The sequence below is a fragment of the Mycobacterium aquaticum genome (assembly GCF_002086485.1).
GTDB classification, from domain to species: Bacteria; Actinomycetota; Actinomycetes; order Mycobacteriales; family Mycobacteriaceae; genus Mycobacterium; species Mycobacterium aquaticum.
Genome location: NZ_MVHF01000024.1, coordinates 96,367 through 107,124, shown reverse-complemented (window position 1 = coordinate 107,124; position 10,758 = coordinate 96,367). Strand labels below are relative to the sequence as shown.

At 66.8% G+C, this 10,758-nt stretch carries 12 protein-coding genes; 3 read left to right on the top strand and 9 right to left on the bottom strand.

The features are described 5' to 3' along the window. The first annotated feature begins 114 nt into the window (after nucleotides 1-114). A complete protein-coding gene (locus BST13_RS22100; RefSeq protein ID WP_083166150.1) occupies nucleotides 115-978 on the top strand; it encodes a LysR family transcriptional regulator ArgP in 864 nt (287 codons plus the stop codon). Here BST13_RS22100 and BST13_RS22095 read toward each other — a convergent pair. Continuing rightward, entirely contained in the window at nucleotides 961-1,959 is a 999-nt protein-coding gene (locus BST13_RS22095) for a bile acid:sodium symporter family protein (protein ID WP_281254763.1), read from the bottom strand. The genes BST13_RS22100 and BST13_RS22095 overlap by 18 nt on opposite strands. A 71-nt stretch (nucleotides 1,960-2,030) precedes the next feature. On the opposite strand from BST13_RS22095, the gene BST13_RS22090 reads away from it, so the two are divergent. Then, nucleotides 2,031-2,885, top strand: a complete 855-nt coding sequence (locus BST13_RS22090) for a LysR family transcriptional regulator (protein ID WP_083166148.1) — start codon at nucleotides 2,031-2,033, stop codon at nucleotides 2,883-2,885. Between the two features lie 4 nt (nucleotides 2,886-2,889). On the opposite strand, the gene BST13_RS22085 is transcribed toward BST13_RS22090, so the two are convergent. Both BST13_RS22085 and BST13_RS22080 read right to left on the bottom strand, forming a co-directional pair. Then, nucleotides 2,890-3,330 carry a TIGR03618 family F420-dependent PPOX class oxidoreductase gene (locus tag BST13_RS22085; protein ID WP_083166147.1) on the bottom strand — a complete coding sequence of 147 codons (441 nt, stop codon included), beginning with the start codon at nucleotides 3,328-3,330 and terminating at the stop codon, nucleotides 2,890-2,892. A gap of 17 nt (nucleotides 3,331-3,347) precedes the next feature. Continuing rightward, nucleotides 3,348-4,406 (bottom strand): NAD(P)H-dependent amine dehydrogenase family protein, encoded by a 1,059-nt coding sequence (locus BST13_RS22080; RefSeq protein WP_095533661.1) that lies wholly within the window; start codon nucleotides 4,404-4,406, stop codon nucleotides 3,348-3,350. A 101-nt stretch (nucleotides 4,407-4,507) separates the two neighbouring features. Here BST13_RS22080 and BST13_RS22075 point away from each other — a divergent pair, with 101 nt between their 5' ends. Then, a complete protein-coding gene (locus tag BST13_RS22075; RefSeq protein WP_083166145.1) occupies nucleotides 4,508-5,200 on the top strand; it encodes a TetR/AcrR family transcriptional regulator in 693 nt (230 codons plus the stop codon). Nucleotides 5,201-5,207: 7 nt separating this feature from the next. On the opposite strand, the gene crp is transcribed toward BST13_RS22075, so the two are convergent. The 6 genes from crp to BST13_RS22045 all read right to left on the bottom strand — a co-directional run bounded on the left by crp (nucleotide 5,208) and on the right by BST13_RS22045 (nucleotide 10,729). After that, entirely contained in the window at nucleotides 5,208-5,882 is a 675-nt protein-coding gene (crp, locus tag BST13_RS22070) for a cAMP-activated global transcriptional regulator CRP (protein ID WP_083166144.1), read from the bottom strand. 118 nt (nucleotides 5,883-6,000) lie between these two features. Continuing rightward, nucleotides 6,001-6,663: a response regulator transcription factor gene (locus tag BST13_RS22065; protein WP_083166143.1), complete on the bottom strand. Its 663-nt coding sequence runs from the start codon at nucleotides 6,661-6,663 to the stop codon at nucleotides 6,001-6,003. Then, complete coding sequence (locus BST13_RS22060) at nucleotides 6,660-7,859, bottom strand: sensor histidine kinase (RefSeq protein ID WP_083166167.1); 1,200 nt, start codon at nucleotides 7,857-7,859, stop codon at nucleotides 6,660-6,662. The genes BST13_RS22065 and BST13_RS22060 overlap by 4 nt, the downstream gene beginning before the upstream one ends. A gap of 78 nt (nucleotides 7,860-7,937) precedes the next feature. Continuing rightward, nucleotides 7,938-8,192, bottom strand: coding sequence for a hypothetical protein (locus BST13_RS22055; RefSeq protein WP_142282822.1), 255 nt, complete (start codon nucleotides 8,190-8,192; stop codon nucleotides 7,938-7,940). Between the two features lie 100 nt (nucleotides 8,193-8,292). After that, complete coding sequence (locus tag BST13_RS22050; RefSeq protein WP_083166141.1) at nucleotides 8,293-9,252, bottom strand: DUF808 domain-containing protein; 960 nt, start codon at nucleotides 9,250-9,252, stop codon at nucleotides 8,293-8,295. A gap of 61 nt (nucleotides 9,253-9,313) precedes the next feature. After that, a complete protein-coding gene (locus tag BST13_RS22045; protein ID WP_083166140.1) occupies nucleotides 9,314-10,729 on the bottom strand; it encodes an NCS2 family permease in 1,416 nt (471 codons plus the stop codon). Nucleotides 10,730-10,758 lie beyond the last annotated feature (29 nt).

Sequence of the window (10,758 nt, the reverse complement as noted above, 5' to 3'; positions counted from 1 at the left end):
ACGTCGCCAAATACCGCTGAGTTTCCCCGGCGAGCAGTCACAGCGGTACCGCAAACGCGGCGTGTCGCGTACCGCAGCGTCTGCTCGCGGGAGGACTGGTGGTTAGCTTCGAACATGCGCATCGACGGCCAGCAGCTCGCTGCACTGGCCGCCGTGGTCGAGTCGGGTAGTTTCGACGCGGCCGCGTCGCGCCTGCACGTCACGCCGTCGGCGGTGAGCCAACGGATCAAAGCCCTCGAGCAACGTGTGGGCCAGGTCCTGGTGGTCCGCGAAAAGCCCTGTGTCGCAACCCCGGCCGGGGTTCCACTGCTGAGACTGGCGGCGCAGACCGCGCTGCTGGAGGCTGAGGCGCTGGCCGAGATGGGTGGCGACGCAGGCCCGTGGACTCGGATTGCGCTGGCCGTCAACGCCGATTCGATGTCGACCTGGTTCACCGCGGTGCTGGCACGGCTACCCGGCGTGTTGTTCGACATCCGCATCGAGGACCAGGACCACTCGGCGCAGCTGTTGCGCGAAGGCGTGGTGATGGGCGCGGTGACCACCGAGCGCAGGCCCGTGCCGGGCTGCCGTGTCTACTCCCTCGGTGCCATGCGGTATGTACCCGTGGCCACCGTCGACTATGTCGAGCGGTACCTGCCGGACGGGTTCACCGCGGCGGCTGCCGCGCACGCGCCATCCCTGGCGTGGAACCGCGCCGACGCCTTGCAAGACAGCCTGGTGCGCAAGGTGTTCCGCAAGGACATCGGCCGCCCCACGCATTTCATCCCGACCGCCGAGGGTTTCGGAGCGGCGGTGCGCGCCGGGTTGGGATGGGGCATGTACCCCGAAGAACTCGTCGAGCCGTCCTGGGTCCCGATCGCCCCGCAGCATCTCGACGTCCCGTTGTACTGGCAGTGCTGGAAATTGGACAGCGAGATGGTCTCGACCGTCACCGAGACGATCCGTTCGGCCGCGGCGGGCCTACGTGCGCGCCGGTAGCGGCGGCGCCGCTGCTGGGTGATCGGCTGCCGCCCGGCCCCACCGTCCCGCCAAGGCCGCGCACGTGATGAGCTGAATCTGGTGAAAGATCATCAGCGGCAAGACGATCAGCCCGACCGGATGGCCGGCGAACAGTACGGTGGCCATCGGCAAGCCCGTCGCCAGGCTCTTCTTCGAACCGCAGAAGATCACCACGATGCGGTCGGCGCGATCGAAGCGCAGCAGACGGGCCACTCCCGCGGTGGCAGCCAGCACGACTGCCAGCAACACCACGCTGACCGCGATGACGGCCATAATGCTGGAGACCTTCATGCCGGTCCAAATATGTTCGGCCATACCGGCACTGAACGCCGCGTACACCACCAGATACACCGAGCCCCGGTCGACCACCTTGGTCAGCGTGGTGTGGGACAACAACCGATGTAGTTTCGACCGGAGCAGTTGCCCGGCGATGAACGGCGCCAGCAGCTGCAGGACGATCTCCAGGATGGAGGTCGCCGATACGGTCGCCCCGCCGGTGGTCTGCATGAGCAGCGTCACCAACAGCGGGGTGATGAAGATGCCCAGCATGTTCGACGTCGATGCGCTCACTACGGCCGCGGCGACATTGCCACGCGCGATGGAGGTGAAGGCAATCGAGGACTGCACGGTGGACGGCAGCAGGCACAGGTAGAGCATGCCGATGTAGAGCTCGTCGGTCAGCACTGACGGGATCAGCACCCGCATCGCCAGGCCGAGCAGCGGGAACAGCACATAGGTCGCGGCCAGCACGGTGGTGTGCAGCCGCCAGTGCTTCAGGCCTTCGAGTGCCTCCCGCGGCTCCAGACGGGTGCCGTACAGAAAGAACAGCACTGCGATGGCCACCTTGGTCGCCCACTCCAGGACGTTCGCCGCATCGCCGCGCGCGGGTAGCAGCAGGCCGACGGCCATCGAAACGACCAAGCCGAGCAGGAACCCATCGATGCGGAGTTTGGCGAGCACCGGTTCACGGTACGGCGCTCGACACTCATGGCAGAAGTCGATGGGCTCGATATCTCTAAACGGGTATCGTGATGAATGTGTTCGACCCGGAGTTGCTGCGCACCTTCCTCGCAGTCGAGCGGGCAGGCGGTTTCACGGCAGCCGGACGCGTCCTCGGGCTGCGGCAATCCACGGTCAGCGGGCACATCGCACGGTTGGAACAGGCTGCCGGACGCGAGCTGATCCGGCGGGACACGCGCAATCTGGCCCTGACCGCCGACGGCGCGGCGATGGTCGGATTCGCGCGGCGCATCCTCGACGCTCAGGCGCAGGCCGACCGGTATTTCTCTCAGTCGCGGCTCACCGGCTTCATCCGGCTCGGTGCCTCTGATGACCTGGTGACGCGCGAATTGCCCGATGTGCTGGTCGAATTCCAGCGGTCCTATCCGGGCGTGGACCTCGAGCTGGTTGTAGGCCTGAGTGAGAATCTCAAAACACGCATGGCCGCAGGTGAATTGGACATGATGGTGGCCAAGCGGCTGCCCGGTGAGCAGCACGGGCAGCTGTTGTGGCGGGACCGGTTGGTGTGGGCCGGACGGGCAGGGCTGACCGACGTAGTCGATCCGGTTCCCGTCGTCACCTATCCGACGCCGAGCCTGACCCGCCGCGTCGCATTGCGCGCGCTGGAACGCGAGCGCCGCACCTGGCGCATCGCGTGCGTCAGCGACAGCCAACTGGGCCTGCAGGCTGCGGCGCTGGCCGGGCTCGGCATCGTTCCGCATGCCGAAACATTGTTACCGACAGGGCTTTTCCCGGTCGACGACGCTCGACTTCCGGATCTCGGTGAACTCGAATTCGTATTGCTGCGCAGGCGTACCGCGCCATCGGAGCCCGAGCAGGCGCTTTATGACGCGATCGTCGACGGCGCGAACCGCATACACCGCTGAGGCACTATCCGTTGCTGTATACCCGTGTCGGCGGGATGAGGACGGCTGTGCGGCCCTGTTCGACCATCACCCGGTCGTAGGTGTCCCAATCGTCGTGCGTGCCGCCTGCTGCGGTGAAGATCTCGCGCAGCAAGAGGCGTAGCCGTTCGGGATCCAGCCAGGGTTGTGGATCGTGCGGACCTGCCAGCTCGGCTCGGCCCTCGACCGTGGCCCACTGCCAACCGTTGCGGAATGTGGCCGAAATCTGCGGCCTGGCACGCAGATTCGCGAGCTTGACCCGACCATAGGTGACGAACCCCAGGACCGGTGCCGACGTTGCCGGGTGCGCCAGCACGCCGGCGTTGACGAGCGTGGACTGGATGGTCGCGTCGGCGCGCAGGGTCGACACCACCGCCAGACCGTGGTCGTCGCGGGCCAGCTCGGCGGCCTCGTGCAGTGTCGGCATGCGGGTGCCTCCTCGTGTCAGCCCACCGGCACCACACCACGCGGCAGGATCAGCGGCAGGTCGTTGTACGTGACGATACCCGGAGTGGCCGACACCACGGCTGGGATCGCGTTGAGCGGTGGGGTGGCCGTCATGATGTGGCCGAGCACCATGAACTCCTCGAGCGTGGTGGCTTCGAAGTCGGGCGGCGGCAGGAAGCCGACCGTCATGGTGACCGTCGGGCGCCCGGCCACCTCGATCACCCAGCCGTCCTGATCGATCCGCCAATCCGGTTGCAGTGCCTGGCCTTTGCGCCACCGGACGTTGATCTCGACGCGCGTAACGCCCCCGACGATGCCCTTCCAGCTGGCATACACGCCGGCCACACACCCCGCCGGAATGGTCCACGAGCCGAGGTCGAGATCCTCGGTGGTCTGCGCGTACTCGGCATCGCACCGGACCTCGTCGAGTTCGATGCCGAGGGCGTCGGCGACCATGCGCACGGCCTCACCGAATACGCCGGTGCCGTGCGCGGTCATGGCCTGCAGATCGGGATGGTCGATCGGCTGGCCGAAGCCGACCGGTTTCTCGGTGGCAGGGGAGTCGTAGAACGTCGTATCGGCCGCCTCGTTGACGGTGATCTTGTCCACCCGGTCGCAGATGCCCGCGGCCACCACCGACAGCTGGTTGACATAGCCCGGGCTGATGCCTGATCCGAACATCGTCGCACCTCCGCGCCGGCACGCGTCGGCGATGCGGTCCCGCCCGTCGCCCTGGTTGTGTCCGGTGATGAACGACGCGGTGGCGACGACGTTGATGCCGGCCTCCAGGATGCGGACCAGCTCGTCGACGTCGATCCACATCGGGTTGTAGACCACGACATCGGGTTTCAGTGCGAGCAGGGCGTCGACGTCGTTGGTCGCGGTGACGCCGAGCGAATCGATTCCGCACAGCTCGCCGATGTCGCGGCCGACCTTGTCGGGCGACCAGGCGTAGCAGCCGACGAGCTCGAGGGTGGGGTTCCTGGCGATGGCCGCCACCGAGCTCTTGCCGACATTGCCCGTGGTCCACTGGACCACCCGATAACTACCTGACACCTCGTCGGCCCCTTCCGTCGGCTCCAGCGGAAGTTTTCCACGGCCGTGAGAAAAAGGGAAGAGTTGGGTGCGCCAGGCTTGGGGCCACTACTGTTGCCGCAATGACCGGCCGAGCAGCTGCCCGTACAGGCGGTGCCGATGACACTCGCCGACGTCGCGGCCGGCCGCGGCGCATCGATCACCAGCAGATCGTCGCTGCGGCACGCGGTATCGCCCCCGAAGACCTGACCATGCAAGCCGTCGCCGATGCGCTCGGGGTGGACCGCACCGCCCTGCACTACTACGTCGGCGATCGTGACGGGCTGCTCGAGCTCGTGGTCGCTGACCTGTTCGAGAACGAGATCCGGGCGATCGAGCTACCCGACGATATCGACTGGCGGGAGACGTTGCGCGCCTACGCCAACGCGATCCGGCAGGGTGTCCTCAAGCTCGGCGCCACCGGAATGAGCTTCCGGCTCAGTGGGATTGGCGGGGCGGCGAGTCTCGTGCTCGCTGAGCGCGTGTTGCGATCCCTGACCGGCGCAGGCTTCGGTGTCGACGATGCGGGCCGTATCCTCACGCTGGTATCAGGTATCGCCCTGTCGGCCGCCCACGACGTCCTCGGTTCCGCGGATTCGCGGCGGCACCATCAGAACCCGGAGGTGGCCAGAGTTCTGAAAGAGCTACCGGCCGAAGACTTTCCGCTCCTCGGCGCGGTGAACGCCCGGCGTGCCGCGGCAGCCGCCGACGACCACGACTTCGATTTCAACCTCGGCGTCATCATCGCCGGGCTCGAACACGCCCTCGACGACTGACGTCGACCTATTTGGCGCGCAGCGCCAATCGCTCGGCGTTGTCGATCAGAATGCTCTTGCCCTGCACGCGAATCCAGCCGCGCTGAGCGAAATCCGCGAGCGCCTTGTTGACGGTCTCGCGGGACGACCCGACCAGCTGGGCGATCTCCTCCTGGGTCAGTTCGTGGTTGACCCGCAGTGCGTTGCCTTCGCGGCTGCCGAAGCGCTGCGCGAGGTAGAGCAGCTGCTTGGCGACCCGGCCCGGCACGTCGGTGAAGATCAGGTCGGACAGGTTGTCGTTGGTACGGCGCAACCGGCGCGCCAGCACCCGCAGCAGCTGCTCGGCGATCTCGGGCTCTTCGGCGATCCATGACTGGAGCGCCGCGCGGCTCATCGACACGGCCGACACGTCGGTGAGGGTGGTGACGGTCGAGGTACGCGGACCGGGGTCGAAGATGGCGAGCTCGCCGAACATGTCGGACGGGCCCATCAGCGTGATCAGGCTTTCGCGGCCGTCGGTGGTCCTGCGCCCGATCTTCACCTTGCCGGAGATGATGATGTAGAGCGTGTCACCTGGTTCGCCTTCGACGAACACCGTGCGTCCGCGGGGAAATGTCACCGGTTCGAGTTGACGCGCGAGGGTCTCGATGGCTTTGGGCTGCAGGCCCTGGAAGATACCGGCACGGGCCAGGACCTCGTCCATGCCGCCCCCCTTCAGATAATCGACTCAGGCGTCACCGTCAATTACGTACCCTACCGAGGGCGCGGATTTCCCAACGTGACGGATACCACTTTAGCTGACCGGTTCTCCGGCCCCTGTGTCACTGGGGGGCGACGATCCCGGTGTCGTAGGCGTGGATGATCGCGGCGGCCCGGTCACGCAGGTTCAGCTTGACGAAGATTCTGCCAATGTGGCTCTTGACAGTGAGCCCGGAAATGCTTAGTTCGTCGGCGATCTCGGAGTTCGAACGGCCCCTGGCGATGAGGGTCAGGACATCGAGTTCACGTGCCGTGAGGTCGTTGACCGCGGTGGTGCGCGGTGACGTGGCGGCTTTGCGGTAGGTGCTGAGAACCCTGGACGTCACGGCAGGATCGAGGTAGCTGTGCCCTGCGGCGACCGCTCGCACGGCCCGGATCAGCTCTTCGGCGGAGGAGTCCTTGAGGACGAAGCCGGCGGCCCCGGCCCGCAGCACCCCCGACAGCAGCTCGTCGTCGTTGAAGGTGGTCAGGGCCAGCACGGGAGGGCCCGATTGCTCGGTGAGCAGGCGGGTGGCTTCTATGCCGTCGACGCGTTTCATCCGGAGATCCATCACGACGACGTCGGGCCGGTGGCTGCCGACCGCGGCGGGCACCTCGTCGCCGTCAGCGCATTCGGCGACGATGGTGAACCCGTCCTTTCGGCGCAGGATCCGGCGGAGCCCGGAGCGCACCAGGTCCTGATCGTCGACGAGCAGGACCGCGATCTCGGGCGCCGGACCGGTCATGACGACGCCAATGGGCAGGAGGAGTCGGTGGTGCCGAGCGGGATGTTGGTGCGTACCGCCCAACCGTCGGACGTCGGGCCGACGCTGATGATGCCGCCGAGCTGCCCGACGCGCTGTCGCATCCCGCGCACGCCACGTCCCTCTGAACATCCGGCGGGCAGCGCGACCGGCAGTTGATTGAACACGTTGAGCGTCGCCGATGTGCGTGAGATTGCCAGTGTGACAGTTGTTTTCGTGTCGGGGGAGTGCTTGGCGACGTTGGCCAGCGACTCCTGCGTGATGCGGTACAGGGCCAGGCCGACAGCGGGGGAGACCTGCGTGGTGCGTCCGCCGGCAGTGAATTGCACGGTGAGCCCGGCGCGGACAAAGTCGTCGATCAATCCGGAGATGTCGTCGATACCGGGCTCAGGTGTGGTGCCCATCGGCCCGCTGTCGAGGAGCCCGACCGTCCGGCGGATGTCGGCCATCGCCTGGCGGCCCAGGTGTTCGGCCTGCTCGAGCGCGTCGACGGCGTCGTCGACGTCGCGGTCCTGCTGCAACCCGCGGCGCGCACCCGTGATGTGCAGCAGCGTCACGCTGAGCGAGTGGGCGATGACGTCGTGCACCTCGCGCGCGATGCGGCGCCGCTCGTCGGCTGCGGCATGGGCCGCCAACGCGGCCTGGGCGTGTTGCTGCTGCTCCATCAATACGGTCTGCACCCGCATGAGATAGCCCACCAGCCAACCCATTCCGAGGATGCCGAGATAGAGCGGAACATTGTCGAGCCGGTGCAGCTCCGACGCGGTCAACAGCAGTGCGGCGGCAGAGAGCGAGGACAGGCACCCACCCGGTATCCCGGTCAGCGACGTCACCTCGCCCACCATCAGCACCACCAGCAGCGGAGCGAAATCGTCGGCGACGGGAGTGGCCGTCGCGAAGAGCAGCAACGCCGTCGCGGCCGTCCAGGCCGCCCACACCGCCGGAGCTTTGAACTTGGCACCCGACGCATAGACCTGCACAAACGGTGCCACCGCCAGGGCAAGCGCGAGAAGGGACACGGCGAGGTCGCTGGTCGGCCGCTGCACGGCGGCAATCACCGCGGCGCCCACCACAGTGGCGTCGACCGCTATGACAGATGCCCAGTTGTGGCCGACCGGGATCGACTCGCCTTGCCGGCGCATCTGCTCGCGCACGGAGCGCGCCATCGCACTCAGCATGGTCCGATCGTAGAAGCCCCCATCACCGGCGCGCATCATGCCGCGGGGGTATGGACGTGTCCTACCACGGTCGTAGATCTACAGCCGCAACATCTCGCGGCCCATCGCGGCGTCCTCGATGAAGTCCAGTCGGTGTGGTCGGTGGTACTCCTGCGGCGGCCTTGGCGTGAGCGCGGGCGCCAGCAGCCAGGCACGCACGGCCGCCATGGTTCGGCGGACAGTGCCCGGGAACCGGCGGGGTTTGGTGGCCGGTATCGCGACGGGGACGGTGCGCGGCAATGCACGTGCGACGAGCGCCATCTGGTGGGCCGGTGAACGTTGTGCTTGCGTCATGGTTTGACGCTATGAAGTCAAGGGGCCTACCACATCGCGCTGTCGTCCGATCTTGATGTGCTACCGCGGTAGGAGACCGGTACCGACCGCAGCACCAGGCTCAGGAGTGCTTGTCCTTCTTGCCGAATGGCAGCACGTGCATGATCGCGACCACGATCGCACCGACTACCAACCCGATGACCGCCGATGCGGCGGTATTGACCAGCCACGCCGCGACGCCGCCGAGACCCGCCGCGTTCGCCAGTGCGTGGTGCACGTATTCCTCGGCATGGTGCACCAGGCCGTAAGGGCCATGCCAGCCAAGGGTATTGGAACCCGCCAGCAGGATGTGGCCGCCGACCCAGAGCATCGCGACCGTGCCGATGGCCGACAGTGCGGTGAGCAGCTTGGGCATGCCTGCGACCAGGCCACGGCCGATCCATTTGGCGAAACGCGAATTGCGTTGTGTCAGTGCCAGTCCGATGTCGTCCATCTTCACGATGCCGGCCACCACGCCGTACACCGCCGCGGTGATCACCAGTGCGACGATGACCAGGATGATCAGCCGGGGGAAGAACGGTTGGTGGGCCACCTCATTGAGGGCGATCACCATGATCTCGGCGGACAGGATGAAGTCGGTGCGGATCGCGCCTGTCACCATGTAGCGCTCGGCGTCCCCGCCGACGGCTCCGGCAGGCGCGTTGTGATGGCCTCCGGCCCCGTGCTTGGCGACGTAGCCCCAGACCTTTTCGGCCCCTTCGAAACAGAGGTAGGTCGCGCCCAGCATCAGGATCGGGGTCAGCAACCACGGCGCGAACTGGCTGAGCAGCAGGGCCACCGGCAGGATGAACACGATCTTGTTGCGCAGTGAGCCGATCGCGATGCGCTTGATGACCGGTAGCTCGCGCTCCGCGGTGATGCCGTGCACGTACTGAGGCGTCACAGCGGTGTCGTCGATGACCACACCGGCGGCCTTCGCGGTGGCTTTCCCCGTCGCGGCGCCGATGTCGTCGATTGAGGCTGCGGCGAGACGTGCCAGCGCCGCGATGTCGTCGAGCAAACCGAACAGGCCGGCGCTCACTGCTTGTTCTCTTCGCGCAAGCGGCTCATTGGCGCGTCTCCATGAGCCTGAACATTACCTGTCAGTGCATGCCGATGAGTGACTCGATCCAGCCGCGAGCGAAGTAGAGGATGAAGCCGGCGGCGACGATCCACAGCAGCGGACTGATCTCGCGGGCCTTGCCTGCGGCCGACCGCAGCACGGCCCACGCGACGAATCCGACGCCGATGCCGTTGGCGATCGAGTAACTGAACGCCATGGTCGCCACCGTGAGGACGACGGGCAGTGCGATGGAGAACTCGGAGATGTCGATGTGACGCAGGTGCGAGACCATCATCGCGCCGACGATCACCAGTGCCGCTGCGGCGACTTCCGTGGGCACGATCGAGGCCAATGGCGAGACGAACATCGCCGCCAGGAACAGGGCGCCGGTGACCAGGTTCGCCAACCCGGTGCGGGCCCCCTCCTCGATACCCGCGCCCGATTCGATGAACACGGTGTTCGACGACGCGGACGATGCGCCGCCGACGACGGCGCCCGCGCCTTCGACGATCAGCGCGGACCGCAACCGCGGAAACGTGCCCTGGGCATCGGCCAGCCCGGCTTCGCGGGACAGCCCGGTCATGGTTCCCATGGCATCGAAGAAGTTGGCGAACACCAGCGTGAACACCAGCATGATGGCCGCCAGCGCGCCGATCCGACTGAAGCTGCCGAGACTGAAGGCACCGACCAGCGACATGTCGGGCAGCGCGAACGGCGAGCCGGACAGCGACGGCACCGACAGTCCCCAGCCGCCGGGGTGCTCGGTTGCCGACCCCAGATGCCAGATCGCCTCGACGATGATCGCGACCACGGTGCCTGCCGCCAGCCCGATCAGGATGCCGCCGCGGACCCGTCGAGCCACCAGGATGCCGGTGATCAGCAGCGTGAACACGAACACCACGGTCGGCACGGTGTTGATCGAGCCGGTGCCCCCGGTGCCCAAACCGACCGGCGGGGACGGGCGGCCGGTGGAACCCACGAACCCGGCGTCGACGAGGCCGATGAACAGGATGAACAACCCGATGCCCGCGGTGATGGCGAGCTTGAGCTGGATCGGCACGGCGTCGAACACCAGCCGCCGCAGGCCGCTGGCCGCCAACAGCACGATCACCAGGCCGTTGATGACGACAAGGCCCATCGCCTCCGGCCACGTCACCGACCCGACGACGGTGGTCGCCAGAAACGAGTTGATGCCGAGGCCTGCCGCGAACGCGAACGGCATCCGCGCGATGACGCCGAACAGGATCGTCATCACCCCGGCAGCCAGCGACGTCGTCGCCGACACTTGCGCGAACGCCAGCTTGTTGCCTGCCACGTCTGGAGCGCTCGACAGGATGACGGGGTTCAGCACGATGATGTAGGCCATCGCGATGAACGTGACGACGCCACCGCGTATCTCGGCGGAGACACTGGAGCCGCGCGCCGAGATTTCGAAGAAGCGATCGAGGCGGTTCATAGCTGATGACCCTAAGGCGTATCGACAAC